Annotated in this window: 28 protein-coding genes; 24 read left to right on the top strand and 4 right to left on the bottom strand. The window is 43.5% G+C overall.

All coding sequences use genetic code 11. From position 1 onward, the window contains the following. Positions 1–63 precede the first annotated feature (63 nt). The 6 genes from MHI08_RS17800 (at position 64) to MHI08_RS17775 (ending at position 5,791) form a co-directional block, all read left to right on the top strand. The gene (locus tag MHI08_RS17800) at positions 64–1,053 is read left to right on the top strand and encodes an asparaginase (protein WP_024427527.1); all 990 of its coding nucleotides are present in this window, start codon (positions 64–66) and stop codon (positions 1,051–1,053) included. A gap of 28 nt (positions 1,054–1,081) precedes the next feature. Continuing rightward, on the top strand, positions 1,082–2,503 hold the full coding sequence (gene aspA / locus MHI08_RS17795; protein WP_034624136.1) for an aspartate ammonia-lyase: 1,422 nt from the start codon (positions 1,082–1,084) through the stop codon (positions 2,501–2,503). 144 nt (positions 2,504–2,647) lie between these two features. Further along, entirely contained in the window at positions 2,648–4,054 is a 1,407-nt protein-coding gene (gene nhaC / locus MHI08_RS17790) for a Na+/H+ antiporter NhaC (RefSeq protein ID WP_024427525.1), read from the top strand. A 295-nt stretch (positions 4,055–4,349) separates the two neighbouring features. Beyond that, on the top strand, positions 4,350–4,775 hold the full coding sequence (locus tag MHI08_RS17785) for a DUF5082 family protein (RefSeq protein WP_024423906.1): 426 nt from the start codon (positions 4,350–4,352) through the stop codon (positions 4,773–4,775). Positions 4,776–4,812: 37 nt separating this feature from the next. Continuing rightward, positions 4,813–5,076, top strand: coding sequence for a YwqI/YxiC family protein (locus MHI08_RS17780; protein WP_024423905.1), 264 nt, complete (start codon positions 4,813–4,815; stop codon positions 5,074–5,076). 289 nt (positions 5,077–5,365) lie between these two features. After that, positions 5,366–5,791, top strand: coding sequence for a DUF5082 family protein (locus tag MHI08_RS17775; protein ID WP_024423904.1), 426 nt, complete (start codon positions 5,366–5,368; stop codon positions 5,789–5,791). A gap of 47 nt (positions 5,792–5,838) precedes the next feature. Here the strand turns inward: MHI08_RS17775 and MHI08_RS17770 are convergent, their stop codons facing one another. Continuing rightward, a complete protein-coding gene (locus tag MHI08_RS17770) occupies positions 5,839–6,042 on the bottom strand; it encodes a hypothetical protein (RefSeq protein ID WP_024427523.1) in 204 nt (67 codons plus the stop codon). 137 nt (positions 6,043–6,179) lie between these two features. Between MHI08_RS17770 and MHI08_RS17765 the strand changes: the two genes are divergently transcribed. The 7 genes from MHI08_RS17765 to MHI08_RS17735 all read left to right on the top strand — a co-directional run bounded on the left by MHI08_RS17765 (position 6,180) and on the right by MHI08_RS17735 (position 13,282). Beyond that, positions 6,180–8,138, top strand: a complete 1,959-nt coding sequence (locus MHI08_RS17765) for a BglG family transcription antiterminator (protein ID WP_056765378.1) — start codon at positions 6,180–6,182, stop codon at positions 8,136–8,138. 89 nt (positions 8,139–8,227) lie between these two features. Then, positions 8,228–9,538 carry a PTS transporter subunit EIIC gene (locus MHI08_RS17760; protein ID WP_024423901.1) on the top strand — a complete coding sequence of 437 codons (1,311 nt, stop codon included), beginning with the start codon at positions 8,228–8,230 and terminating at the stop codon, positions 9,536–9,538. 31 nt (positions 9,539–9,569) lie between these two features. Further along, positions 9,570–11,003 (top strand): glycoside hydrolase family 1 protein, encoded by a 1,434-nt coding sequence (locus tag MHI08_RS17755; RefSeq protein ID WP_056765380.1) that lies wholly within the window; start codon positions 9,570–9,572, stop codon positions 11,001–11,003. Between the two features lie 12 nt (positions 11,004–11,015). Next, positions 11,016–11,339 carry a PTS sugar transporter subunit IIB gene (locus MHI08_RS17750; RefSeq protein WP_024423899.1) on the top strand — a complete coding sequence of 108 codons (324 nt, stop codon included), beginning with the start codon at positions 11,016–11,018 and terminating at the stop codon, positions 11,337–11,339. 19 nt (positions 11,340–11,358) lie between these two features. Continuing rightward, on the top strand, positions 11,359–11,688 hold the full coding sequence (locus MHI08_RS17745; RefSeq protein ID WP_024423898.1) for a PTS lactose/cellobiose transporter subunit IIA: 330 nt from the start codon (positions 11,359–11,361) through the stop codon (positions 11,686–11,688). A 65-nt stretch (positions 11,689–11,753) separates the two neighbouring features. Then, positions 11,754–12,602 carry a polysaccharide deacetylase family protein gene (locus MHI08_RS17740; protein WP_056765381.1) on the top strand — a complete coding sequence of 283 codons (849 nt, stop codon included), beginning with the start codon at positions 11,754–11,756 and terminating at the stop codon, positions 12,600–12,602. A gap of 311 nt (positions 12,603–12,913) precedes the next feature. After that, the gene (locus MHI08_RS17735) at positions 12,914–13,282 is read left to right on the top strand and encodes a VOC family protein (protein WP_024423896.1); all 369 of its coding nucleotides are present in this window, start codon (positions 12,914–12,916) and stop codon (positions 13,280–13,282) included. Between the two features lie 44 nt (positions 13,283–13,326). Here MHI08_RS17735 and ribD read toward each other — a convergent pair whose 3' ends face one another. The 3 genes from ribD to MHI08_RS17720 are packed head-to-tail and all read right to left on the bottom strand — an operon-like array spanning position 13,327 to position 16,037. Then, positions 13,327–14,418, bottom strand: coding sequence for a bifunctional diaminohydroxyphosphoribosylaminopyrimidine deaminase/5-amino-6-(5-phosphoribosylamino)uracil reductase RibD (gene ribD / locus MHI08_RS17730; RefSeq protein WP_056765382.1), 1,092 nt, complete (start codon positions 14,416–14,418; stop codon positions 13,327–13,329). Further along, a complete protein-coding gene (locus tag MHI08_RS17725) occupies positions 14,405–15,166 on the bottom strand; it encodes a GTP cyclohydrolase II (RefSeq protein ID WP_024427515.1) in 762 nt (253 codons plus the stop codon). Before MHI08_RS17725 ends, ribD begins: the two co-directional genes overlap by 14 nt. Positions 15,167–15,182: 16 nt before the next feature. After that, the gene (locus MHI08_RS17720) at positions 15,183–16,037 is read right to left on the bottom strand and encodes a VOC family protein (RefSeq protein WP_056765383.1); all 855 of its coding nucleotides are present in this window, start codon (positions 16,035–16,037) and stop codon (positions 15,183–15,185) included. A 177-nt stretch (positions 16,038–16,214) separates the two neighbouring features. Between MHI08_RS17720 and MHI08_RS17715 the strand changes: the two genes are divergently transcribed. The 11 genes from MHI08_RS17715 (at position 16,215) to isdG (ending at position 26,496) form a co-directional block, all read left to right on the top strand. After that, complete coding sequence (locus MHI08_RS17715) at positions 16,215–16,547, top strand: helix-turn-helix domain-containing protein (RefSeq protein ID WP_087977956.1); 333 nt, start codon at positions 16,215–16,217, stop codon at positions 16,545–16,547. 369 nt (positions 16,548–16,916) lie between these two features. Beyond that, positions 16,917–17,375, top strand: a complete 459-nt coding sequence (locus MHI08_RS17710) for an NEAT domain-containing protein (RefSeq protein ID WP_044334343.1) — start codon at positions 16,917–16,919, stop codon at positions 17,373–17,375. 20 nt (positions 17,376–17,395) lie between these two features. Then, positions 17,396–18,049, top strand: a complete 654-nt coding sequence (gene isdC, locus MHI08_RS17705) for a heme uptake protein IsdC (RefSeq protein WP_056765390.1) — start codon at positions 17,396–17,398, stop codon at positions 18,047–18,049. A 19-nt stretch (positions 18,050–18,068) separates the two neighbouring features. Next, positions 18,069–19,886 carry an NEAT domain-containing protein gene (locus tag MHI08_RS17700; protein WP_342492139.1) on the top strand — a complete coding sequence of 606 codons (1,818 nt, stop codon included), beginning with the start codon at positions 18,069–18,071 and terminating at the stop codon, positions 19,884–19,886. 76 nt (positions 19,887–19,962) lie between these two features. Continuing rightward, complete coding sequence (gene isdE, locus MHI08_RS17695; RefSeq protein WP_224426842.1) at positions 19,963–20,850, top strand: heme ABC transporter substrate-binding protein IsdE; 888 nt, start codon at positions 19,963–19,965, stop codon at positions 20,848–20,850. A gap of 33 nt (positions 20,851–20,883) precedes the next feature. Further along, positions 20,884–21,870, top strand: coding sequence for an iron ABC transporter permease (locus tag MHI08_RS17690; protein ID WP_024423887.1), 987 nt, complete (start codon positions 20,884–20,886; stop codon positions 21,868–21,870). Then, positions 21,857–22,627, top strand: a complete 771-nt coding sequence (locus MHI08_RS17685) for an ABC transporter ATP-binding protein (protein ID WP_024423886.1) — start codon at positions 21,857–21,859, stop codon at positions 22,625–22,627. Before MHI08_RS17690 ends, MHI08_RS17685 begins: the two co-directional genes overlap by 14 nt. 26 nt (positions 22,628–22,653) lie before the next feature. Continuing rightward, positions 22,654–23,406 (top strand): class B sortase, encoded by a 753-nt coding sequence (gene srtB, locus MHI08_RS17680; RefSeq protein ID WP_034281345.1) that lies wholly within the window; start codon positions 22,654–22,656, stop codon positions 23,404–23,406. 18 nt (positions 23,407–23,424) lie between these two features. Beyond that, entirely contained in the window at positions 23,425–24,363 is a 939-nt protein-coding gene (locus tag MHI08_RS17675; protein ID WP_342499831.1) for an ABC transporter substrate-binding protein, read from the top strand. Then, positions 24,360–25,373 carry an iron ABC transporter permease gene (locus MHI08_RS17670; protein ID WP_024423883.1) on the top strand — a complete coding sequence of 338 codons (1,014 nt, stop codon included), beginning with the start codon at positions 24,360–24,362 and terminating at the stop codon, positions 25,371–25,373. The genes MHI08_RS17675 and MHI08_RS17670 overlap by 4 nt, the downstream gene beginning before the upstream one ends. A gap of 1 nt (position 25,374) precedes the next feature. Next, positions 25,375–26,496: a heme oxygenase gene (gene isdG / locus MHI08_RS17665; RefSeq protein ID WP_034624152.1), complete on the top strand. Its 1,122-nt coding sequence runs from the start codon at positions 25,375–25,377 to the stop codon at positions 26,494–26,496. Positions 26,497–26,510 lie beyond the last annotated feature (14 nt).

Genomic DNA, 26,510 nt, shown 5'->3' with positions numbered 1-26,510 from the left:
TAGCACAAGCTAGCTTATAATATGTGTGACAAACGAAGTAATTTTACGAAAGAGGTGGACCTGTTGAAGAAATTATTGCTTTTAACGACTGGTGGGACGATTGCATCTGTAGAGAGTGAAAATGGTTTAGCTCCAGGTGTTAAAGCTGAGGATCTTTTGAGCTATTTAAACGAAATTAATGCAGAATATACAATGGACACAAAGTCCCTAATGAGTATAGATAGTACAAATATGCAGCCTGAATACTGGGTTGATATCGCAACAGCCATTTATGAAAATTATGATCAGTATGACGGGTTTGTCGTTACTCATGGAACCGATACAATGGCCTATACATCAGCAGCGCTGTCTTATATGCTGCAAAACCCTGATAAGCCGATCGTGATTACAGGTTCACAAATTCCGATTACTTTTAAGAAAACAGATGCGAAGAAAAACATCACAGATGCCATTCGCTTTGCATGTGACGGTGTTGGCGGCGTGTATGTCGTGTTTGATGGCAGGGTCATCCAAGGAACACGTGCGATCAAACTAAGAACGAAAAGCTACGATGCATTTGAAAGCATTAACTACCCATATATTGCATCAATTGAAAACCATCAAATTGAATACAATAGCAAAGTAAAAAGAACACCAATGAAACCGCTTAAATTAGATGCATCCTTGAACACAGATGTGTGTCTGTTAAAATTGCACCCAGGCCTGAAGCCTGAGTTTTTAGATGCAGTCAAAAGCATGTACAAAGGCGTCGTCATTGAAAGCTACGGCAGCGGCGGAATTCCTTTCGAAGGAAGAAACCTTTTAGAAAAGATCAACGAATTGCTGGAAGAAGGCATTTCTGTTGTCATCACCACTCAGTGTCTTGAAGAAGGAGAAGACATGAGTGTGTATGAGGTAGGACGCAAGATCAATCAAGAATTGGTGGCACGTTCAAGAAACATGAATACAGAAGCTATCGTGCCGAAACTGATGTGGGCACTAGGCAAAACAACAGATCCAAGAGAAGTCAAAAAGATTATGGAAACGCCAATCGCAGAAGATTTAGTGATTTAACTATTCTATAGAAAGCAGGTCATAAGAGATGGTTCAAGCAACTTATCGCTATGAGAAGGATTTTCTTGGTGAAAAAGAAATTCCAGCAGACGTGTATTATGGGGTTCAAACCCTTCGTGCAAAAGAGAATTTCCCGATTACAGGATATCGGATGCACGAGGAACTAATCAGAGCCTTTGCCATCGTGAAAAAAGCAGCAGCTCAAGCCAATATGGAAGTTGGACGTTTATATGAGGGAATTGGAAATGCCATCGTTCAAGCGTCTGATGAAGTCATTGAAGGCAAGCTGCACGAGTACTTTATTGTCGATCCAATTCAAGGCGGCGCAGGAACGTCCATGAATATGAATGCCAATGAAGTGATTGGAAACAGAGCACTAGAAATCATGGGACATCAAAAGGGTGAATACATCCATTTAAGCCCAAACACACATGTGAACATGTCGCAATCAACGAATGACTCATTCCCAACGGCGATCCACATTGCTGTGCTCAAGCAGTTAGACATTCTGCTTGAAACGATGCAAGTCATGCAGGACGTCTTTCAAAAGAAAGCGAAAGAATTCGATCATGTGATCAAAATGGGACGTACGCACCTTCAAGATGCTGTTCCAATCCGTTTGGGACAGGAATTTGAAGCTTACAGCCGTGTGCTGAGCCGTGATATTAAGCGGATCAACCAATCAAAACAGCATTTATATGAAGTCAATATGGGTGCAACAGCTGTTGGGACAGGCTTAAACGCAGATCCTCGTTATATTGAGATCGTGGTGAAGAAGCTCGCTGATATATCTGGTCTTCCTCTTGTAGGCGCAGAGCATCTCGTGGATGCAACGCAAAATACAGATGCTTACACAGAAGTATCCGCCGCTTTAAAAGTATGTATGATGAACATGTCTAAGATTGCCAATGACCTCCGCTTAATGGCATCTGGTCCGCGCGCAGGTCTTGCTGAAATCGCATTGCCGGCCCGCCAGCCTGGATCATCCATCATGCCTGGGAAAGTCAATCCAGTCATGGCAGAGCTCATTAACCAAATCGCATTCCAAGTCATTGGGAACGACCACACGATCTGTCTTGCTTCTGAAGCAGGCCAACTTGAGTTAAATGTGATGGAACCTGTTCTGGTCTTTAACTTGCTTCAATCTATTAGTATAATGAATAACGGATTCCGCTCATTCACAGATCATTGCTTAGCGGACATTGAAGCAAATGAAATACGTTTAAAAGAATATGTAGAAAAAAGTGCAGGCGTGATCACTGCCGTGAACCCTCACTTAGGCTATGAAGCAGCCGCTAGAATTGCAAGAGAAGCCATTTTAACAGGACAATCGATCAGAGATCTTTGCTTGCAGTACGATGTTTTAACGGAAGAAGAACTTGATATTATCTTAAATCCATACGAGATGACAAAGCCTGGTATTGCGGGTGCAGAGCTCCTAGAGCGATAATAATATCAAAAATTTTATTTTATTAATATGTGGAATTGCCTGTGAAAAAGAGAAAAACAGGCAATTCACTTTCTTTCGAATTGACACACTTTTTTCACAATATTTTGAAAACGCTTAACGCACGCACAAAGGGAGGAAACAACATTGAAATCGGTTCGCTTGCCATCTATGGTGGAGATCATCGCCGTACTAGGTTTATTTTTGGCGATTGTCTTATCATTTACTATTTATTTCGACTTGGATATTCAACTGGCTTTATTTATTTCTTGGTTTCTAGCAATTGGGCTTGGTCTTCATTTAGGACACTCTTACAAGGATTTACAGGGTGCTATTACAAAAGGGATATCAAATGGATTAGATGCTGTTTTGATTTTACTTGCTGTAGGTGCTTTAATTGGAACTTGGATCGCTGGCGGAGTCGTGCCGACACTGATCTATTATGGTCTTGAATTTATTCATCCAAATATCTTCTTACTGGCAACACTCATTATTTGTGCCATTATGTCTGTCGCAACAGGGACATCTTGGGGAACAGTTGGTACAGCTGGGATTGCCATGATTGCCATTGGTGAAGGTTTAGGGATTCCTCTCCCAATCGTTGCAGGTGCCGTCTTGTCAGGTGCTTATTTTGGAGACAAGCTTTCTCCACTGTCAGACAGTACAGTTCTCGCCTCGTCCTTATCAAAGGTTGAAGTTCTGGCGCATGTAAGAGCGATGATGGTCTTATCCATACCTGCTTTTGTTATTACAGCTATTATGTTTACGGTCACTGGTTTTATCTATGGAGGTCGTAATATTGATCAAGAAAAGGTTGAATACTTAAAGAATGCATTGCTCGATACATTCAATATTAATGTATGGATGCTCATTCCAGCTCTAATTGTTGTGGTTTTACTTGTCATGAAAAAGCCTGCTCTGCCGGTTATTGCAATCGGTGCTTTGTTTGGGGCGATCTGGGCCTTTGCTTTTCAAGGTGCGAATCCTAGTGATGCAATTGGTGCAGCATACAATGGATTTTCAATTCAATCAGATGTAGACTTTCTAAACCAACTTCTCAATCGTGGTGGAATGGTCAACATGCTTGGCTCTTTGGTAGTGATTATTCTTGGGCTTGGTTTTGGGGGAGTATTGGAACATCTGGGTGTATTGAAAGTCATTGTCTCAACCTTTGAGAAAAAACTGCACAATGCGGGAAATGTTACTCTTTCCACTATTCTTGTTGCATTCTTTGCTAACATTTTTGGTTGTGCAATGTATGTATCAATTATCCTTACACCAAAAATTATGGAAAAGAGCTACGATAAATTAAAGTTAGACAGACGAGTTTTATCCAGAAACTCTGAGGTCGGTGGTACGCTTACGTCTGGTATGGTTCCATGGTCAGATAACGGTATTTACATGGCAGGAATTCTCGGCGTATCGACATTCTCTTATTTACCATTTATGTGGTTGAGTTTTGTCGCCATTGGTCTTGCAATCATTTACGGATATACAGGTAAATTCATTTGGTACGTGAAAGATCAACAAGAAAGAGAAGAATCGGCCTCATAAGCCGTTTGCAAAAGCCGCTCCTGAACGGGGCGGCTTTGTTTGTCCTAGGACCGTGAGACTATATGTGACATATAGCAAACGAACAGGAGTTTAGACCTCCTATAAATGAGGTCGAAAGGGGTGGTGTGAAGCAGAATGAAAGCATATTTATCCCATAAAAAGGGTACAAATCCCTATTCAAACATGAGTCTTTGAACCTTATAATAACAATATTGGAAAAAGTGCTATTCACCTTACGCTCGTTTAGAGGGACTCTAAGCAGCGTTTTTATTTTTTGACAGGAGGAGGAACCCATATGAGCTTATCGGATATGCTGTCTGCCCTTAACGGTGGCATTTCAAATAAAAAAGCAGAAATTGAAGAGAAAATCGCTCGACTCAAAAAGGCGAAAAGCAAGGTTGAACGTGAACAAGATGCGGCAGAAACAGATTTAAAGCAAATCAAGCAGCCAAAGCTTGGGACCTCTTGGAAAGGTGAGCGAAGCCAGGATTTCAAAACAGACCGAAATGAAGCACATGATGCGCTGCAAACGATCGTGAACGATCAATACCCACGCTACGTGAGCCGTATCGAATTCAAAATCAGTACATTAGAAGCAGAACAAGCTGCGTTATCCTTTGCCAGTTCCTTAGCTGGAGACGCCGCACGTCTTGCTGAAAAAGGAGAAGACGCAGTAGAGGACGCAAAACGCTTGATCTCAAAAGCATGGAGCAGCTTGTAAACGAGTTTCATGCTGAACAAATCTGGAGGATATCACAATGGGACAAATTAAGTTAAACTACCAAACAGTTATGGATAAACTAGATGAAGTCTCCCAAGCCGTCGAAGCTTTAGCGATGAAAAAAGCAGCAGATAAAGCAGGTGAAAACAGCCTTGAATTTGTAACCAAGTGGACGGCACGTGAAGCAGAAGTGAGCGAAATGGTCTCAAGCTTTAAAGAAGCCTTAATTAAAAATGTTCAGGATACACGCTCTAACGTGAAAACATTAAAAGAACAAGACGAAGCGATTGCTGCAAAATAATCAGCACAATCGCTTTTATTTATGGGTACCATTGACATAATATGATTCTAGTCTTAAAGACTCATATAAAATAAGGGGTGTAAGACCTTGTATTATTCCGTTTTTCTTCCAAACGCGTCGCTAAAAGGACACCTTTTCCCTATTTAAGCCTGAGGCTTTTCGCCTTATACTATACTTAATGAAAGCAGAACGATAGAAATGTCAGGATTGGAAAAATCAAGTGAGTCGATGGTTTCCAAAGGCGCTCACGCCGTGCTTTCGTATGAGGTCAGATATAGAGGTGGATGACATGAGTTTATCCGAGATGCTGCACCATCTGCATATGGGAATTGAGAACAAACGTGCAGAATTTGACGAAATGATCTCTCGGTTAAAGACAGCCAAAAGTAATATTCGAACAGAACAAGATCTTGCCCAGTCAGATATCAAAGAAATTAAGAAGCCTGCACTAGATTCGTCATGGAAAGGCGAGAGAGGAACCGACTTTCATCGCCACCGGAAAGATGCTTACAGCGTGATGCACGACGTCGTCAACAATGAATATGAAAAATATATAACAGAGATTGATCAAAAAATCTTACACTTTGAATTGAAAAAAATGGAGCTGGCTGTTGCCAGTAACTTTGCAGGAAGAGCTCAGGACGTGATGGAAAAGGGCGAGGATTTTGCAAAGGATGTTAAACATTTGATTGAACGGGGCTGGAAAGCTCTTTAAAACCATAAACGAAACAGCCGTCTCTTAAAAGGCGGCTGTTTTTTTGTTTAGTCACATCCACCACCGCCGCTGTCACCTGAATCACTCCCACAGGAGGCTTCAGAAGCGTGATGGGTATACGAATCAGTATAAGTGCTCGTCGTTGAGCTATGATGTGCAGAACGCTTAGCAGATGCACGTTTATCATTTGATGCGAACAAGCTGGCAATGATGGCTCCTAAAAAAGCTAATATGATAATGACAACAAACATAAAAGCATCCCTCCTCTAGTTTCATATTCATACGAATGAGCCATATCTAGGTTCCCGATTTGAAAGAAATACTGGGCAAAGAGTTCTATTTTCGTTTATGATGATAGGCAAAAGTAAATGCCAAGGGAGGAGAGCCCATGCTATCTCTACGTCAGGAGGAGCTTCTGAAACGATTGATGCAAGCGGAGCAGGAACTGACAAGTGAAGAAATTGCACGTGTGATCGGAGTCACATCACGAACCATCCGCACAGATATGAAAGCGCTTAAAGTGATCTTAGAAGAACATGGTGCCGCACTGCATATTAAACGCGGGGCAGGGTATACATTGAGCGTTGAAGATTATGGAGCATTTCGTACATTTTTGAAAACCTCACTGAGAGAAAGGAATGAGAAAAAGGAACCGTCCATTCCCAATCAGCCTGAGGACCGTGTGGCTTATCTATTAAAAAGGCTGCTTCTGTCAGAAGACTATATCAAATTAGAGGGATTGGCAGAGGAATTATTTGTGAGTGAATCTACAGTGAAAAATGATTTGAAAGCTGTCAGGCACTTGTTTTCATTGCATGGACTTTCTATATCGCACCGGCCTAAATATGGCCTTCGTCTGACAGGCGATGAAATGAAATTAAGATATTGTATGGCAGAGCATGTGTTTCAGCAGGAGCATGCGAATGCTGCACTGTTACCTGAAGAAACGTATCAATTGATTCAGGACATCGTGCGTTCACGTACAAAAGCTACCGGACTTCATCTATCAGAAATCGGTTTAAGTAATTTAGTGACCCACATTGCCATCGCATGCAAACGAATTGAAGAAAAAAAGCTGGTCAAGATGCCAGAAGCGGAATTGAGAGAAATTCAAGTGCAGCCAGTTTTTCAGGTAGCTCAACAAATGGCAGAAGATATTCGCCGCGTATTAGCGATTGATTTTCCGTTATCTGAAATGGCGTACATTGCGATTCACTTAATGGGAGCAAAGATGATGGCATATGGAGAGGCTGGCCATACGCTATTTCATCTGCTGGACGAAGACCATTTTCGTTTCACTCACCAATTGCTTGCTTATGTAGAGGAGCACATGTCACTTGATATTCAGTTTGATAAGGAGCTGATCGTTGGTTTAAGTCTTCATTTGCGTTCTGCCATTCATCGTTTTAGATACGATATGAACATCCGAAATCCTTATTTACCAGACATTAAAAGGCATTATCCCATTGCGTTTGAGGCGGGTGTTTATATGGGCAGATGGCTGAAGGAAAAAGAGGGTGTTGAGATTCCTGAGGATGAAATCGGATATTTGGCACTTCATATTGGGGCTGCAATCGAGCGGACAAAATCACAGCATGTAAGAAAGACATGTCTTATTGTGTGTGCGACGGGTGTCGCCAGCAGCCAGCTTCTTCTTCATAAACTCACGGCAGCTTTTAACGGAAGGCTGGAGATCGCTGGAACTGCAAGTGTCGGGGAACTTCCTTTGTATGATTTAAGAAGCATTGATTTTATTATTAGTACCATTCCGCTTCAGAATACATTGCCGGTGCCAGTCATTGATGTACATACGATTCTAAGTGACGATGATATTGTGCGGCTGAAACGATTTGTGCAGAATTCACAGGATACAGGAGTTTTGCGGTATGTGAGTCCGGCGCTGACATTTTTTCAGCAAGATCTCCAATCAAGGGAAGAGGTTCTTCAATTTTTTGTGAACGTGCTAAAGGAGCAGCATCGAATCCCAGACGAGTTTGAACAATTATTGTTAGAAAGAGAGCAAGTATCACCCACATCTTTCGGTCATTTGGTTGCGATTCCTCATCCAATTAAACCGGCAACAGATGACACGTTTTGTGCGATCTGTACGTTGAAAAAGCCGGTACTGTGGGGAGAAGATCGAGTACAAGTCGTATGCTTGTTAAGCATCCAGAAGACGTATCAAAAAGAATTACAGTCGCTTTATCAATTTCTTGTGCGGCTGACAGAACGGAAGGAAGTGGTGGAACAACTCATCAAAGCTGCTTCATTTGAAGAACTGGCAGCTGCGCTTCAAGTATTGGAGCATTCAAATGAAAAAACGCGGCACCCATTTCCGCATCTGTGAGGAAAAAGATTAGATGTTAATGAAAGCGCTTTTAAAATAACATCAAAAAGGAGGATGATCACGAGTTTTTGCAAAGGGGGAGACGGATCATGAGCTTCAAGGAGAAAGCGGCAGATGTCATGGGGCATGTGGCTTATCGCATCACCAACCAGAAATATATTATGGCGATTAAACAGGCATTTGTCACACTGATGCCGATCATCATTACAGGAGCTTTTGCTGTACTGGTGGCGAATATGATTATGAGCCCGGAGACAGGGCTTGCTCATTTTGAGATATTCAGGTTTTTAGCAGAGCTTCAGCCTATTATGAAGGCAATCAATTATGCCACGCTGAACTTTTTAACCATTGGGGCTGTGTTCCTCATTGGGATTGAGCTTGGGAAAATCAACGGTCACAAGTCTCTGTTCCCAGGATTGATGGCATTGATTTCATTTATATCTGTTATTCCAACGACACTTCTTCTTGAAGTCGATGGATCGATGCGTGAGGTTGTTGACGTGTTGGCAAGACAATTTTCTGATCCAAAAAGCTTATTTTTAGGGATGATCATTGCGATCGTATCTGTGGAGATTTTCTGTAAGCTGACCGAGGTGAAATGGCTGCAAATCAAGATGCCGGATTCGGTTCCGTCGAATGTGGCAACATCTTTTTCGTCACTTTTCCCATCCATCATTACAATTACAATCATTAGTTCATTCGGCTTTGCATTTCATCGTGTGACAGGCATTTATTTGCATGAAGCAGTGTATAACGTGGTGCAGCGTCCTTTAGAAAGTGTTGTACAGGGGCTGCCTGGGATTTTAACGTTGATGTTTGTGGCGCAATTTTTCTGGGTGATCGGCATCCATGGCAACCAGATGATTAAGCCGATCCGGGAGCCGCTCTTATTAGGATCGATTGCAGTGAATATGACAGCATTTCAAGAGGGAAAAGAGATACCGAATATCATCACGATGCCGTTTTGGGATGTGTATATGAGCATCGGTGGTTCAGGTGTGACCATTGGTCTTTTGGTTGCGATTTTTATTGCTGGGAGAAGGGAAGAGATGCGAAGTATTGCCAAGCTCTCATCAGGACCCGGACTGTTCAACATCAATGAACCCGTTATTTTTGGATTACCTGTGATGCTAAACCCTGTGATGGCGATTCCATTTATCGTCACACCGCTTGTGACAGGTACGATTGGTTATATTGCGACGGCTACAGGATTCGCTGGAAAAGCGGTCGTGATGGTGCCGTGGACGACACCGCCGCTTGTGAATGCATGGCTGTCCACCGCTGGCAGTATGGGCGCTGTCATCACACAGCTTATCTGTATTGTGGTTGCTGTTTTCATCTATTTACCGTTTGTTCTCTTGTCTAACCGCAAGCCAGAAGCAGCACCAGATTCAGAATAAACATTCAGACGAAGAAAAGGGAGGCGGCGACATGAACAGAATTGAGATTCCAAGTGATTTTATCCTAGGTGCTGCGGCTTCTGCTTGGCAGACCGAGGGATGGAAGGGAAAGCGGGCGCATCAGGACTCGTACATCGACTTATGGTATAAGGAAGGATATCACGTGTGGCACGAAGGCTATGGTCCTGCTGGTGCGACAAACTTTTACGAGCGCTACCCTGAAGATGTAGCCTTAATGAAAGAGATTGGGCTGACACATTACAGGACATCGATCAATTGGTCGAGGTTTCTCATAGATTACGAGAATGGGATAGTGGATGAGGCCTATGCTCGTTACATTGATGATCTGATCAATGAATTAATCGCAGCAGGTGTAGAACCAATGTTTTGCTTAGAGCACTATGAGCTTCCTGCCGTTTTGTTTGAGAAGTACGGCGGATGGTCATCAAAGCATGTTGTCGAGCTGTTTGTACTTTATGCAGAAAAGGTGTTTGAGCGCTACGGAGACCGGGTCAAGCATTGGTTTAGTTTTAATGAACCGATTGTTGTCCAGACACGTGTTTATCTAGATGCCATCCGATATCCGTTTGAGCAAAATACGAAGAAATGGATGCAGTGGAACTATCATAAAGCACTAGCGACAGCAAAAGTAGTGAAGCTGTTTCAGGAGATGGGTTTGAAGGAATCGGCAGGAGCCAAAATCGGCGTGATTCTCAATCCAGAAGTGACGTATGCAAGATCGTCTGCCCCGCATGACCAAGAAGCGGCACGTATGTATGACTTGTTTTTTAATCGAATGTTCTTAGATCCTTCCATCAAAGGGGAGTATCCAGAGGAACTGATCGATGTGTTGAAAAAGCATGATATTCTTTTCGATTCTACAGAGGAAGAGCTTCAGATCATCAAGAATCATACGGTGGATGTCGTTGGGCTTAACTTGTACTATCCGCATCGTGTCAAGGCACCGAGTAAGGCTTGGAACGAAGGAACACCTTTTCATCCATCCTATTATTACGATATGTTTGAGCTTCCAGGGAGAAAAATGAATCCTTTCAGAGGCTGGGAAATCTACCCGAAGATTGTCTATGATATGGGGATGAGAATAAAAGAAGAATACGGAAATATTGAGTGGTTTGTGGCCGAAAATGGCATGGGTGTCGAAAAGGAAGAACGGTTTAAAACAGAAGACGGTATCATTGATGATCAGTATCGCATTTCATTTATCAGCCAGCATTTGAAGCGGGCACTTCAAGCGAAAGCAGAAGGATCAAATTGCACAGGCTATATGCTTTGGGCATTTACAGACAATGTCTCACCGATGAATGCCTTTAAAAACCGCTACGGATTAGTCGAAATCCAGCTGGAGAATGAACGAAATCGTCAGCTGAAAGCATCTGCGTATTGGTATCAGACATTAATCAAAACTAGGGAACTGACAGTTGAAACAGAAGTCATTTATCAATAGGAGTGATGAGAAATGAAACGAATCATTCTCGCTTGTGCAGCAGGAATGTCAACGTCCATTGTGGTGTCCAAAATGAAGGCTGCCGCAGAAGCTAAAGGACTGGATTACTATATTTATGCTATACCTGAAGGAGCCATTGCGGATGAACTAGAAGAGCATGGAGAGGATGTACAGGCGATTTTACTTGGACCGCAAGTTAGTTTTATGAAAAAAGCAGCAGAAAAAACAGCGGCACCTTATCAAATCCCTGTCGATGTCGTCAATGTGAGATTATACGGAACAGCAAACGGAGAAAAAATTCTAGAGCATGCACTGAAACTAGCAAATGAATCTTAAATAATTGGAGGAGAAGCAGATGACGGTATTAGAGGAAATGCAGGGAGCAGCCTTTCAAATCATTGCCCATGCAGGCGAGGCAAGAAGTCATTATGTAGAAGCGATTCGTCTAGCAAGAGCTGATGATTTTGAAAAAGCGCAGCAGTTGATCGAAAAAGGGGAGGAAGCGTTTCGAAGCATCCACAACCTGCACTTGTCGCTGATTCAAAAAGAAGCGGCAGGTGAACAGCTTCCGTTTTCTTTACTGCTGATACACGCAGAAGATCAAATGCTCACAACAGAGACCATTCATCTGCTCGCCATCGAAATGATCGAAATGTGTAAAAAAATGAATACCCTGTCAAAATAGTTGTCAATGAATAACCAATTTCTGTTATAATCATTCGGTAGATAAAGAGAAAGCAGGATTGGTGAATGAAGAAAACATGTAGGCTGATGACGATTGGTTTTATGCTGCTGCTCATTTCGGGCTGTATGGGAATGAAGGAGCAGGCGGAAGGAAGCCAGCAAGTCGTCAAAGAGGAAAAGGGTCCATTACAAACAAAAGAGATTCAGCAGAAAAAAGAAACGGCAGTGATAGAGACAAAAACCTGGATGAAGCAAAAGGAGCCGGTCGAGCTCCCGATTTTGATGTATCATAGTATCTCAAGCGGCAACTCGTTACGTGTGCCAAAGAGCGAATTTGCATCTCATATGAAATGGCTGAAGGACAATGACTATGTCACACTGTCGCCAGAAGAGGCGTACCGCGTTTTCACAACAAATTCGATGCCAAGTAAGAAGAGTGTCCTCATTACATTTGATGATGGATATACGGATAACTATACAAAGGCATTTCCAATTTTAAAGCAGTATGGAATGAAAGCAACGATTTTCATGATTGAGCAATCCATTGGCCGTCCAAATCACTTAACGGATGAGCAAATGGATGAGATGATGGCACATGGGATATCGATTGAGAGTCATACGATTCATCATTTAGAGCTCAATCGATTATCAAAGCAGCAGCAGGAAGATGAGTTAAAAGGATCAAAGACATTCTTCGATCAGCGGTTTTCTCAGCGTACGAGAATGGTCAGCTATCCTGTCGGGCGCTATAATGAAGAGACGTTGAAGCTGGCGAAGGAAGCTGGATATCAAATGGCTGTCACCACTGAACCAGGACATGCGAAGAAGGAACAAGGCATGATGTCCTTGCACCGCGTCCGCATTTCATCGGGACTTTCACCAGAAAGCTTTGGCAGGCTGGTCGAAGGGAAGTAACGATCAATGTTTCACATGAAACATTTTACGACAAGTTTCACCAAAATGAATCACCGCCCATACACCTTGACATGATATGTCTTGGTTTCAACTGTTATTATAAGAGACACTTAGATAGACAGAACTTTCATGACCAGGGGAGTTCTGTTTTTTAAAATTGTCATTCAAACCCTACATCGTAAGAAACACCTCAATGAAAGACTCAAAGTATCAAGCCCGCCAATGAAGTAAGAATCAAATATTGCTCAGCAACGCAAAACTTAAGAAACCCTACATAGAAAACCAATTGAGAAAAGAAAGGGAGAGGGAATATGTCAAACTTTTTTGGAATCGACCATGTTCAACTAGCTGCCCCAAAAGGCAGTGAAGAGAAAGCTCGTTTGTTTTTTGGCGAAATTTTAGGGATGAAAGAAATACCTAAGCCTAGTAATTTAGCTAAACGCGGAGGTGTCTGGTTCCAATGCGGTCATCATCAGCTTCACATTGGCATTCAGGAACATTTTCAAGCTGCAAAGAAAGCTCATCCAGCTTTTCTTGTAAAGAGCCTATCGGAATTAAAAGAGGTATTATTGAAGCATCAGATTAGTATAAAAGAAGATGAGCCATTGGAGGGTGCCAATCGGTTTTATGTAGAAGATCCTTTTGGGAATCGAATTGAGTTTTTAGAGAGAAGAGACTAGAAGACAAAAATAAGGCTGTCGAGATTTTCTCGACAGCCTACTTGTTATTGATAAACGGGATAGCCCGTTATTTTAATATCTTTTCCAAGTGGTTCCACGGTGAGTTGATCCAGTTCAATGGCATCACTCATGAGGCGAATGCCTTCGCCTCCAAAAAAGGAAGGGGAAAGTCGTCCGCCAATGAGCTTAGGCGCCATATAGATGACCAATTTATCTACAAGCTGCTGTTCTAAGAACGAGGCGTTAATCTGGCCGCCGCCTTCAATCATGAGAGAGGAGATATTTTTTTCTCCCAGCACTTGAAGCACTTCTTGCAGGGGCACCCGCGTGTCGTTGTCTGTCATGAAGACACGAACGCCAGCTTCTTCTAAGGCCACTCGTTTTTCCTCATCGGCTTGCTTTGTTGTAAAAATCCATGTAGGTGCCATCTGATCGGTGACGATCTTTGCTGTCAGTGGTGTTGACAGCTTTGAGTCTAAGACAATTCGAATCGGATTGTTTCCATTTGGAATCCGCGCAGTTAATGAAGGGTCATCGTGAATGACGGTTTGAGCACCGACCAAAATCGCATCATTGATACTGCGGATATGGTGAGCATCATAACGGGATGTCTCAGATGTAATCCACTTGCTGTCAGACGTGGAAGAGGCGATTTTCCCATCTAAGGTAATGCCCGCTTTGAGCGTCACAAAAGGTGTTTTTTTCGTAATAAAGTGATTAAATACTTCATTCATTAGAATGGATTCCTGTTCAAGTACGCCCGTGATGACTTGGATACCCGCGTCTTGTAAAATGGCAATCCCGCGGCCAGCGACAAGCGGGTTTGGATCAAGTGCCGCCACGACAACGGTTTCGACGCCGGCTTTCACAAGTGCTTCCGCACAAGGGCCTGTGCGCCCATGGTGGGAACAAGGCTCAAGGGTCACATAAATCGTGGCTCCTTTTGCCTTGTCCCCGGCCATGTTAAGTGCATGAATTTCAGCATGCGGTTCACCGGCTTTCATATGAGCACCGACTCCAACAATTTCATTCTCTCGCACAATCACAGCCCCGACGAGCGGATTCGGAGATGTCTGACCTTTCATTGCCCGTGCATTATCAAGGGCTAGCTTCATATATCGCTCATGATGTGGCAATCGTACGCACCTCTTGCTCCGCCTTCATGTGACCTGAGCGGTTGATTTTTGTCTGCAAGTATTTTTCGTTAAATTCAGAGACATCTCCCCAAAGCGGAATGCGTCCAGAAAGAGATAAACCTGCATGGCTGATCGCATCTGTCTTTTTCGGGTTATTGGTAATGAGTCTGACCGGCTTTGTACGAAGTGTTTGAAGAACGGCAATGGCTTCTTCGTATTGACGTGTGTCATCTTCAAAACCAAGTGCTTCGTTCGCTTCTACTGTATCATAGCCGTTTTCTTGAAGAATATAAGCCATGGCTTTACTGAAAAGACCAATGCCGCGGCCTTCATGATTGGCTAAGTAAAACAGGGCTCCTGCTCCATTGTCCTCAATCATTCGCATAGACTGCTTCAATTGGAATCCGCAGTCGCAGCGCTTGCTTCCGAAAATATCGCCAGTGTGGCAAATGGAATGCATGCGGATAAGAGCTTCGTCAGCATGCTCAAAATCCCCATATACAAGAACGCTTGACTGCTGATGATCAGCAAGCTGGCGGGACGAGAGGCTTTCAATTAAAGCTTCATCCGACAATGGCTCTTTTCCATCATCTTTTAACCATGAATACCAGTTAAACATGACGGTTCTGCCGTCTAAATTCACTGGCAGTTTAATGGGTCCAGTGATATATATATACCCGTCTTCTTGCTGTACTCGTTTGATTTTATCTTTTAATATGGCTGTTTTAAGCTCTGTGTGTTTGTCCATATTCTGCACCTTCTTTTTAGTCTGTTTCTTCAATCTGTAAACGAACGAGAACGCCAAATGGATCAACAAATTCGCTGCTTTTTCCTGTCGTGTTGACTAGGGTGCCTGCTTTTGTCAGGCGTTCGATGACGGATTGTCTGTCTGCTTCTTCTGGGAAAACCAGTGTATAGCTTCTAATTCCTGAGAAACGTGGATCAATGGCTCCTTTTCGTCCGCGTCCCCATGCATTAAAGGCAAGGTGGTGGTGGTATACACCAGCGGCGATAAATAGGCTTGCTGGTGGAGCCATTCGGATATGAAAACCGAGCGTATGGACATAAAAAGGATCTGCTTCTTCTGGGTTGAGATGGAAATGCAAGTGTCCCATCACTGTGCCCGCAGGGAGTCCTTCCCATGTGGTATCAGCGGCTTCCTGCAGGAGTCCATCTCCATCAAGCGGTGAATTTCCGCCACCTTTCAGTTCTCCATGCTCACCTACCCAAATGTCCTGAGGACGGTCCGCATAAATTTCTACGCCAATGCCGTCAGGATCACTTAAATAAATGGCTTCACTGAAAAAGTGATCGCTTGCTCCAATTAAAGGATAGCCTTTTTTGATCACATGTGCCAGCCATGTGCCCAGGTTTTTTCTGGTAGGTAATAAAACAGCAAAATGATAAAGTCCTGGCTCATGATCAGGCTTCTCTTTGAGCTGTGCATCTTCTTTTAACAAAAGAATCGGTTCCTTTGCATTGCTGCCAAGTGTCACCGTGGAATCTGTTTTTTCTAATATAGAAAATCCTAAAATGTCTGTATAAAAAGGTAAAGAACGATCAAAGCTGGACACATGTAATTCTGTCACACCCAGCCTTAGCTGCTCAATTGTCTTCAAGCTCGGTCATCTCCTTCATGATATATGCATCGGCATGTTCAAATGTTTTTGAAAATCTATAAAAAATGAATACCTTGTTACTTTTAGTAACTAAACTATATAATAGTTAGTGACTTATTTCAAGTAATTAATTATGTTATAATGAAAAAAAGAGAAAAAAGCAGGAGGGAGTAAGATATGGCTCAAGTAGATGGCTGCCCAATTACAGATGCCATGGAGATTCTAGGCAAGAAGTGGGTCATTCTCATCATCAATCAACTTCTGACAGGGCCTAAGCGTTTTTGTCAGCTTGAAAATGAAATGAACATCAGCGGAAGATTACTATCAGAAAGGCTGAAGGATTTAGAAGCTGAGGGACTTGTTGAGAAAAAGGTATACCCCGATATTCCAGTGCGGATTGAATACGAATTAACAGTGCAAGGGAAGAAAATTGAACCGATTATTCGTGAAATGTATGCTTGGTCTTTAGATCGTAAAAACAGCAAAATAGGGGAACATGTTCCTTCTTAATCCATTTCGATCAGTGTGTCTGATCGAAATTTTTTTGTGTGATTTTCCAGAAAACTAAGACAATAGTATGAAAAATGATATTGACAATTATTTCACCCATTATATAATATCAAGGAGAAGAGGGTTCTTTTCCCTGTAATGGAATGGAGGTTATGCCATGGTATTATGAATGGGACAGATTGCCTAAAACTCTTATCAATCCATCATTTAGAAGCAGACATCTTTGACTTTAGGAAGCAAAGATTTATTTTTTCAACTCAATTGATAATGATTATCATAATCATCTATAAGTGTGTTCCAGCACTTATGAAGGTTATTTTTTTTATTGTCTATTGAGAATAATTATCAATATCATTTAGGAGGGCTCACATGAAAGTCATTCGTTCAACATCACCCGTATTATTATTCCTTAGTTTTGTTTTATTATTTGCTCTAGCTCCTGTTAGCTCAGCCTCAGCAGCTGGCTTAGCAGATGGTCAATATTCAGCGCAATATGTGGTTTGGAAGGCTGATAGCGATTCGACTTCAACAGCGAATACGTATTTCGAAAAACCAGCCAAGCTTGTCGTCAAGGATGGAAAAATCAAAGCACAAGTCACGTTAACGAATAGCTCTTGGATCACAAGCTTTAAGACGCTCGATCAAGGTGTCTACAAAGATGCGAAGGTGATTAGTACAAATACAGCTGCGAATAAGAGGACAGTAGAATTCAATGTGAACAGCCTGACTGAGGTCGTACCAGCAAAAGTGAGTGTGACTGTACCGGCCATCGGATATACAGGCAATTACGACATTCGCCTCAAGTTTGATGCGGCATCTGTTCAATAGAAAGGGAGGAAATTCGCTTGATGAAAAAAAGAATGAGGCTGTCAGTCTTCATGGCGGTTTTTTTACTGGCACTTATGCTGCCTTTTTCAAACGCACAGGCTGCCGCATTAAAGGATGGTACATACTCCGTCAATTATACAGTGCTGAAAGCTGAAGGAAATGCGGTCTCAATGGCAAATGATTACTGGCTGAAGCCAGCAAAAGTGATAGTGAAAAATGGGAACCTGACAGTGCAAATGACGATTAAAAATAGCAGCTGGGTAACGGAATTTAAAGTACCAGGAAATGGCGGCTATGTCGATACAACCGTTCTCTCAACAAATAAAAAAGCCAATACAAGGCTTGTTCAGTTCCAGGCTCAAAGCTTGTCTAAACCAATCACGTCAAAAATTCATGTCACTGTGAAATCTGCTGATTATGATCATGATTACACCATTCAGCTGAAATTTGATGAAAGCAGCATCAAGTCACTTTCGTCTAACAGTGCAGATCAATCAGCGGGTGCAGCAGAAAGTCAGCAGCCATCAAAAGAATCAACGAACAAAGCTGATTCATCCACAACGAAACAAGAAGAAAATCCCCAAACTGGTGATACAAGCCAAACAGGGTGGCTCCTTGTGCTTGTCTTATGTTCAGGCGGGTTTTTAGCAAGAAAGTGGATCATCAAGCATTAACGGAAGGAAGTGTCACCATTTGAAACGTCTTTTTCATCTAAAGGCAGCCATTCTGCTCGTTTTATTCAGTTTGTTGACTGCGTTTCAGATTCCTCAAGGAACAGCTCAAGCGGCATCATTCGTTGATGGTGAATACACAGTCGGATTCACCATTTTAAAAAATGGCAGCACAGAAGCGTCCATGATGGATACCTATACAGAAAAGCCAGCTAAGCTGATTGTGGAAAATGGCAAGAAAACAGCCTATGTCACACTGAAGCAAAGCAAAGAAATAACAGATTTCAAGGTCGAACAAAATGGTGCTCTCGTTACCACTGAAACGGTCAGTGAGGACGAAACAGCCAATACACGTGTGATCAAATTTAATGTCGACGACTTATCAGCGAAATTAAACGGCTGGGTGAAAATTTACTGGGATTTAGGCGGCTTTATTTATGACGAAGCATATGACGTACAGCTTGCATTTGATCAAAGCAGCCTAACACTCGTTACGCCTGCAAAACCAGACGATAATGAAACAAAGCCAGATGACCAAAACGGTACAAAGCCAGACGATAGCGAAACAAAGCCGGATGACCAAAACGGTACAAAGCCAGACGATAACGAAACAAAGCCGGATGACCAAAACGGTACAAAACCAGACGATCAACCGACAACACCAGGCAATAACAATGGCACAAAACCAAAACCAGATGATTCTGCGCAAAATCAATTAAAAGATGGCGTATATCGTATTAATTACAGTGTGCTAAAAGGGGATACGGATGAGGCATCTCGAATGAGTGATTACTTCTCACACCCTGCATCCTTAACTGTCAAAAATGGAAAGCAAACCATTTCCTTTACGGTGAAGGACCATAAGTCTGTCGCTTCTTTAAAAACAGAGAAAAACGGTTCTTATCAAGAAGCCAAAACAGTCAGCAAGGATGAAGCAAAGAATACAAGAGTGGTTTCATTTGATGTAGATGATTTGAAAAACGAGGTCAAAGGAATAGTACACATTGTAGTAGCAGCCGCTAACTATGACCAAACCTACGATATTCGTTTTCAATTTGATTCAAAGAGTATCGCTCCAGTGAAGGACGGGCAGGTGGTAGAGGAAGAAAAACCAGCTGCACCAGAAACACCAAAACCAAACACACCAACAACAGAAACAAATAACGGCGGAGCAAATCAAGAGACGGCTCAGCTAAAAGATGGTGTATACAAGCTTCCTTTCTCAATGAAGAAAGCAGATAAGGATGAGCTTTCTCGCATGAACGATTACGTCGTGAGTCCTGCGACACTGGTTGTAAAAAATGGCCGCCATTTCGTTTCATATACAGTGAAGAACAGCTCAGCCATCACGTCATTCCAAGTAGGAACAGGCGGAAAGTTTGAAGAGACTCTTGTTGCGAAAACAGATCAAAAAGCAGATACACGCGTTATTCAATATGAAGCAAAAAGTTTAAGTGGAGCTCAGGCTGCACGCGTAAAAATTGATATTCCAGCTGCGAACTACCATGAGCAGTATGATGTCAAACTTGTCTATGACACAAAAGGAATCGCTCTCGGTGAGGGAAGCGGAATTTCAACAGTCATTGGAGACGATGAGAGTATCGGCTTTGTCAAAAATCCAAATGATCACGATTCTCAAACAAATCAACTTGAGAATGCAGCACCTGAGGAAACGGGTGCGGAGCAGATGACATTTACGCCATCAGATGATCAAACCAAATCTGAGTCTGGACAGCTGAATCCGAAAACGGGAGATACCTCTCTTCTTTGGGTGTATATTCTTTTATTCGGCGGGTCGTTATTCGTACTCGTTAGAAAATATCAAACACGGACAAGATAGTTCGTTTTATTTTAAGTGAGATGCGCCTTTTACCTCGGCGCATCCACTCTCTTTTTTCGAAAGGGGGCTTCTGTTTTTGAAGCATCGAATGTTATGTACCTTGATCGCTGCCTTCAGTGTGTGCATGATCTTATCGGGCTGCTCACAGTCAGCTGAAAGCTCAGCAAAAGGCAAAAAAAGCGCTGAATCAAGTGAGCGCATTGTGGCAACGACTGTAGCTGCTGCAGAGATCATGGATGCTTTAGAGGTGGATCTTGTCGGGGTGCCAACAAGTCAAAAATCCTTGCCAGCTCGTTACAAAGGACTGCCGGAAGTCGGCAACCCAATGAGCCCGGACATGGAAATCATCCAATCACTTCAACCGACAGATGTCCTGTCTGTCACAACCCTTCAATATGATTTAGAGACACCCTTTCAGCAAGCAGGTGTCCCTGCTACATACTTAAATCTTGAGAGCATGTCCAACATGGAGAAGGCCATCACGAAGCTTGGAGATCAGTATGACAGAAAGAAGCAGGCTGAACGCATTGTGTCTGAGTTTGAGCAAAAAAAGAAAGACATTCAAGAGAGGACGAAAGGAAAACGCAAGCCGTCCGTTCTGATTTTGCTTGGTGTGCCAGGCAGTTATTTGGTGGCGACAGAGAATTCATATATTGGTGATCTTGTGCGTATCGCAGGAGGAAAGAACATTGTGGAAGGCGAGAAAATGGAGTATTTGGCATCCAATACGGAATATTTACAAAAAGCCAATCCAGATATCATTCTCCGGGCCGCACATGGGATGCCAGACGAAGTCGTCCAAATGTTTGATGAAGAATTCAAAACAAATGACATCTGGAAACATTTCAATGCGGTCAAACAAGACCGGGTGTATGACCTCGAAGAAAGCTTATTCGGGACAACAGGCAATTTAAAGGCAGCAGAAGCATTAGATGAATTGACTCGTATGTTGTATCCGTCATAAGCGGCGAATCTTAATGATAAAAGGACGTTCAAGATGAAAAAAACAGGGATTTTATTTCTGATAGTCAGTCTCTTACTGGTCTGCGTGTTTATTTATTCAGCCATTACTGGGAGCATTCATGTCACCCCAATTGAATTATTAGAAGGGCTCATCACCGGTCAACATGCACAGGTAGAAATCATTAAAGATTTGAGAATTCCCCGCATGCTTATCGCGATGTTTACAGGGGCCGCCTTATCTGTCTCTGGTGTACTGCTGCAGTCGGTCATGAGGAATCCGTTAGCTGATGCCGGCGTCATTGGCATTTCATCAGGAGCCAGCTTCTTTTCATTAATGGCGATTACAGCGCTTCCTCAATTTTATTTCTACTCTCCTTTATTTTCGGTATTAGGCGGAGCTATTGCGTGTTTCCTCGTGTATGTTCTGTCTTGGAAGGGTGGTTTAAGCCCAATCCGCATGATCTTGGTTGGGATCGCCATCAATGCCATGTTTACTGGAATGGCTGAAGCATTTGTGACCATTTGCAGCTATTTCAATATCACGATTAATCAGTCGGGACAGTCGAATCTCACGATGAAAACGTGGGGAGATGTCCGTTTAATCGGTGTCTATGGTGTCGCCGGCCTTATCGTTGCACTCTTCTTCAGCAGGTGGTGCAACCTCCTGGCTCTTCAGGACAAGACAGCGAAAAATTTAGGATTGCGTGTGACCAGAATGCGCCTTTTGATTTCCATCACAGCCGTTTTACTTGCGGCGGTGACAGCTGCAGTAGCGGGCGTGATCGCCTTTGTCGGCTTGCTCATTCCGCACATTTCAAGAAGGCTTGTCGGCTCGGATCACCGGGTACTGATTCCATTTTCTGCGTTAAGCGGGGCTTTGCTTATTTTGACGGCTGATACGCTTGGCAGGACGCTTGTGGCGCCAAATGAGATTCCTGCTTCTACGATCATGGCCGTGATTGGCGGGCCGTTTCTGATCTTTTTATTAAGAAGGGGGGACCGTCTCCATGGACATTCGTGAAGTGTCATTCTCATATGACCAGCAGAAGGACATCGTTCAATCAGTCACAACAAAGATTGAAAAGGGGAAAATCACAACCATTATCGGTCCAAATGGCTCGGGAAAATCCACGCTGCTTTCCTTAATGGCGAATAATCATTGTCCAAATAAAGGGCAAATTCACTTAGACGGGCAAACGCTGAATACGTTCAAGCCAAAGGAGCTGGCAAAAAAGCTCGCTGTCGTCCATCAGCAAAATGAAGCGCCGCTTGATTTAACGATCGAACGGGTCGTGGCATTCGGCAGAACGCCGTACCAGACGATGCGCGGAGGAGACAAGGAAGAGGATGAGAGAGCGATAGAGTGGGCGCTGTCCAGTACAAAGCTAACGGACAAACGAAAGGTGCCGCTCGCCTCACTGTCAGGTGGAGAGCGGCAGCGTGTATGGATTGCGATGGCACTTGCGCAAAAAACACCGATCCTTTTCTTAGATGAACCGACAACTTATTTGGATATTTACTATCAATTTGACATTCTTGAGCTGATCCGTGAACTGAATGCCGTGCATGGATTAACGATTGTCATGGTGCTGCACGACATGAATCAGGCTGTCCGCTACAGCGATATCATCATAGCAATGAAGGATGGACAGGTTATCAGTGAAGGACAGCCAAACGATGTGTTAACAGAGGAAAACGTGCGGCACATTTATGATGTGTCCGTCACGATTAGACAGGATGCAGAAACAGGGATGTACATCGTGCCTGTTGGTATATAAGCTGGGCAAAAAGCAGGTGAGACAGTGTGAAACGAGGAAAACGGCTTTGGCAGCGAATGCTGACGATCGTTTGTTTAGGCGTATTTATTTATAGCGGGACAGCCATCGGCTTCGAACTTTTCGGTTATTATCAAAATCGCCAGGTGCTTGCAAAGGCTCAGACGATGTATGGATATGAAGAAGATATGACTGAAAAACGGGAGCAGGGAAAGATCCGTTCGTCATTTGATGAGCTGCGGAAGGTGAATGAAGACATTGTCGGCTGGATCAATATGAAAGACACGATGATTCAGTATCCGATTGTTCAATCTCACGATAATGCGTTCTACTTAACTCGCAATTATTTAAAAAACGACACCCGGGCAGGCAGTATCTTTATGGATTATCGTAATGATGTCCTGCATGAAAGCCCAAATACAGTGGTGTACGGCCATCGGATGAGGGATGGATCCATGTTCGCTGGACTCACAAACTATCTAAAAAAAGATTTCTTCCAAGAGCACCGGACATTTCAGTACGATACGCTGTATCAAAGCTATGAAGCGGAGATTTTTGCTGTGTATGAAACGACGGTTGACTTTGACTATATTCAAACCGATTTTCAAGATCTTGGCGAATATGCGCACTACTTGCAAGCTGTGCGGAAGAAATCAATCTATCAAACGAAGACAGACGTGTCCACAGATGACCTCATCCTCACCTTATCGACCTGTGATCATGTGCTTGCACCTAAAAGCGGGCGTCTCGTGGTACAGGCAAAGCTAAAGAAAGTTTACTAGAAAAGGAGAGACAGACGGTTGAAATTTTCACATGTGATCTTAGCGGGACTCGTCTTGATGCTTCTCCTCGGCGGATGCAGTCAGGCAGCACCTGTAGAGAAAGGAAGCGGGCAAGGAGCGCTGAAGATAAAGGATTTTACCGGAAGAACGCTGTCGTTTGATGAATCCCCTCAGCGTATCGTCGCCTTGTCGACCGGGGACATGAGTATTCTGTATGCTTTAGGCGGTAAGGCGGTCGGCCGGCCAACTGCTGAGCTACCAGCCAGCCTACAAAAGGCAAAGTCCGTACAAACGATTGGCACAACACATCAATTTGATGTAGAGCTGATCACAAGCTTAAAGCCTGATGTTGTGCTTGGAAATGAACAATTAAACAGCAAGGACATCTCTACAATAGAAGGAATTGATTCACAGCTTCTTTTGACAAGTGCCAATTCAGTGAAGGACATCCAGCGCCAAATCTCGTTATTTGGGGAGTTGCTCGGAAAGCAGCAAAAGGCTAAAGCACTCAATGAGCAAATTGATGAGCGAAAAAAGCAGGTCAAGCAGCCTAAGGAAAAAGTGAAAACACTCGTTGTGTACGGTGCACCCGGCACATATATGGCGGCACTTCCTCAATCCTTGAGCGGAGATTTGCTGCACATCGCTGGGGGTGCAAACATTGCTGAGAATGAACCGGCACTCGAAAAATTTCCTCAATACGCTCAAATTAATGCAGAAAAGGTGATCGAAGCCGATCCCGATCTCATTCTGCTCATGACACACAGCAATCCTGACGATGTGAAAGCGGGCTTTATGAGTGAAATGAAACAGAATGCAGCATGGCACGACGTATCAGCTGTCAAAAATGGACGCGTGGAGATTCTGCCTAGTGATTTATTCGGGACAAACCCAGGCGCAGACGTTATAAAGGCGATTGATGAACTAGAGAAGAGATTGAAGCGATTGTCATCATGAAGGTGAATGCAGAGTTAGATTTTCAAAAAAGACAGTCGAGACGAAGATGGTTGATACCGGGACTGCTTATCTCACTAGGTGTGGGCATATGCCTAGGGCTTGCATTAGGTTCTGTTCAATTATCGCTGCCAGATTTGATCGCTGCTTTGACGGGATCAGGCCAGCCAGTCCATGAAAAAATCGTCATGGATTTACGCCTGCCGCGCGTTCTCATAGGTTTTATCGTCGGGGCCTGTCTCGCAGCATCAGGGGCCATTTTACAAGGAGTCGTCCGAAATCCACTCGCTGACCCCGGGATCATCGGTGTGACTGCCGGCGGCGGGTTAGCTGCTGTACTCAGCATGATTGTGTTTCCGCAATTCACTTATCTGCTTCCAGCGGCTGCCTTCCTAGGGGCTTTATTAGCGGCACTTGTTGTGTATATTTTGTCGTTCGATCAAGGGGTTTCACCACTGAAATTGATTCTGGCGGGAGTGGCAGTCAATGCCCTGCTTGGTGCGGTCATGAATGGGTTTATGGTGCTTTATAGTGAGCGTGTGCAGGCTGTTCTGCCTTTTTTATCAGGAGGATTAAATGGACGGAGCTGGCATCACCTGAGCTTTGTGTCACCTTATGCGATTGCTGGATTGTGTCTTTGTTTTTTTGCGATCAAGCCGGCAAATCTTCTTTTGCTTGGTGATGATTCAGCACAGCTGCTCGGCCTTAGAGTCGAGCGAACCCGATTTTTCTTAATTGCACTGGCGGCGCTTTTGGCGGGTGCAGCTGTAAGCGTGAGCGGTTTAATTGGATTTGTCGGTCTTGTCGTCCCTCATTTTATCCGCCTTTTAATTGGAGATGACTACCGTTACCTGCTGCCGATCTCAATGCTTGGCGGCGGCGTACTTGTGGTTTTTGCTGATACAGCAGCACGGGTATGGTTTACACCGGTTGAACTGCCTGTTGGTATTCTGCTTGCCTGTATTGGTGCACCTTTCTTCCTCTATTTATTAAAAAAGAAAGGGAGGGGTTAAGTTGGATGTGATTGCGATGGATGACGTGAGCCTCAGTCAAGGAGGCTTTCGGCTATCGTCTATTTCAGCAGCTGTGCCTAAAGGAAGTGTAACAGGAATTATTGGACCGAATGGGTCAGGGAAGTCGACGTTTATTAAAGCGGCCGCACGCCTTACGTCGATTGAAAGCGGCATGATTTATATTCACGATATACCGCAAAAAGAAATGACAGCACAGGAGATTGCACAAGAAATCGCAGTTCTGATGCAGACGAGAACGGCCATCCCATCGATGACAGTACGTGAGCTGGTCGCACTTGGACGAAGTCCGCATCGTTCGATCTGGAAAAAGAGCTCGAAGACAGATCAGGAAGCGATAGAGTGGGCGCTTGATGTGACAAATAGCCGCGTGAATGAAAACAGGATGCTGCATACATTGTCAGGCGGAGAGAGGCAGAAAGCGTATATTGCCATGGCACTGGCTCAGAAGACAGAGACGATTATTCTGGATGAGCCTACCACTTACTTAGATATTGCGCACCAGCTTGATTTACTGGAGCTGCTCAAACAGCTGAATGAAACGCATGGGATCACCATTTTAATGGTTCTTCATGACCTGCAGCAGGCAGCAAAATATTGTGACCGCCTGATTGCAATGAAGCGTGGTCAGGTTTACCAAATAGGGACACCAAAGGAAGTATTAACAGAAAACTTTTTCAAAGAGGTCTTTGGGATTCAGGCAGAGATTCACCTAGATGGAGAGCATCCGCTCATTATCCCAATCGCTTCGATCCAACAACAAAAGGGAGATGAATCAAACATGATCATTGTAAACAACCAGGTTAGAGTAGAAAAAGGCAGTGCAGACCACCTCGTCAAGCGTTTTAACAAGCAGGGACAAGTAGAATTCATGGAAGGATTTTTAGGCATGGAAGTCTGGGTCACACAGCAGACAACCGATTACGATGAAGTGACTATTCATACCCGCTGGAATCGAAAAGAAGACTTTGTGAACTGGACAAAATCTCAGGCATTTGGAGATGCACACGCTCATGGAAAAGCGAAACCTGAAGGCCTATTAAAAAACAAAATTACGTACTATGAAGTACAAGTGACAAGACCTGCTTTACAGAAAAAAGCTTAAAATAGAAACAAAGC

This window comes from Bacillus sp. FSL M7-0791, assembly GCF_038627085.1.
Lineage (GTDB): Bacteria > Bacillota > Bacilli > Bacillales > Bacillaceae > Bacillus > Bacillus safensis.
This window is presented reverse-complemented; position numbering and strand designations above follow the sequence as displayed.

Excerpts from the sequence above, each read along its gene's own strand:
- aspA (WP_034624136.1), top strand. The coding sequence starts at position 1,082 with ATGGTTCAAGCAACTTATCGCTATGAGAAGGATTTTCTTGGTGAAAAA.
- MHI08_RS17785 (WP_024423906.1), top strand. The coding sequence starts at position 4,350 with ATGAGCTTATCGGATATGCTGTCTGCCCTTAACGGTGGCATTTCAAAT.
- MHI08_RS17780 (WP_024423905.1), top strand. The coding sequence starts at position 4,813 with ATGGGACAAATTAAGTTAAACTACCAAACAGTTATGGATAAACTAGAT.
- MHI08_RS17775 (WP_024423904.1), top strand. The coding sequence starts at position 5,366 with ATGAGTTTATCCGAGATGCTGCACCATCTGCATATGGGAATTGAGAAC.
- MHI08_RS17770 (WP_024427523.1), bottom strand. The coding sequence starts at position 6,042 with ATGTTTGTTGTCATTATCATATTAGCTTTTTTAGGAGCCATCATTGCC.
- MHI08_RS17765 (WP_056765378.1), top strand. The coding sequence starts at position 6,180 with ATGCTATCTCTACGTCAGGAGGAGCTTCTGAAACGATTGATGCAAGCG.
- MHI08_RS17760 (WP_024423901.1), top strand. The coding sequence starts at position 8,228 with ATGAGCTTCAAGGAGAAAGCGGCAGATGTCATGGGGCATGTGGCTTAT.
- MHI08_RS17755 (WP_056765380.1), top strand. The coding sequence starts at position 9,570 with ATGAACAGAATTGAGATTCCAAGTGATTTTATCCTAGGTGCTGCGGCT.
- MHI08_RS17750 (WP_024423899.1), top strand. The coding sequence starts at position 11,016 with ATGAAACGAATCATTCTCGCTTGTGCAGCAGGAATGTCAACGTCCATT.
- MHI08_RS17745 (WP_024423898.1), top strand. The coding sequence starts at position 11,359 with ATGACGGTATTAGAGGAAATGCAGGGAGCAGCCTTTCAAATCATTGCC.
- MHI08_RS17740 (WP_056765381.1), top strand. The coding sequence starts at position 11,754 with ATGAAGAAAACATGTAGGCTGATGACGATTGGTTTTATGCTGCTGCTC.
- MHI08_RS17735 (WP_024423896.1), top strand. The coding sequence starts at position 12,914 with ATGTCAAACTTTTTTGGAATCGACCATGTTCAACTAGCTGCCCCAAAA.
- MHI08_RS17725 (WP_024427515.1), bottom strand. The coding sequence starts at position 15,166 with ATGGACAAACACACAGAGCTTAAAACAGCCATATTAAAAGATAAAATC.
- MHI08_RS17715 (WP_087977956.1), top strand. The coding sequence starts at position 16,215 with ATGGCTCAAGTAGATGGCTGCCCAATTACAGATGCCATGGAGATTCTA.
- MHI08_RS17710 (WP_044334343.1), top strand. The coding sequence starts at position 16,917 with ATGAAAGTCATTCGTTCAACATCACCCGTATTATTATTCCTTAGTTTT.
- isdC (WP_056765390.1), top strand. The coding sequence starts at position 17,396 with ATGAAAAAAAGAATGAGGCTGTCAGTCTTCATGGCGGTTTTTTTACTG.
- MHI08_RS17690 (WP_024423887.1), top strand. The coding sequence starts at position 20,884 with ATGAAAAAAACAGGGATTTTATTTCTGATAGTCAGTCTCTTACTGGTC.
- MHI08_RS17685 (WP_024423886.1), top strand. The coding sequence starts at position 21,857 with ATGGACATTCGTGAAGTGTCATTCTCATATGACCAGCAGAAGGACATC.
- MHI08_RS17670 (WP_024423883.1), top strand. The coding sequence starts at position 24,360 with ATGAAGGTGAATGCAGAGTTAGATTTTCAAAAAAGACAGTCGAGACGA.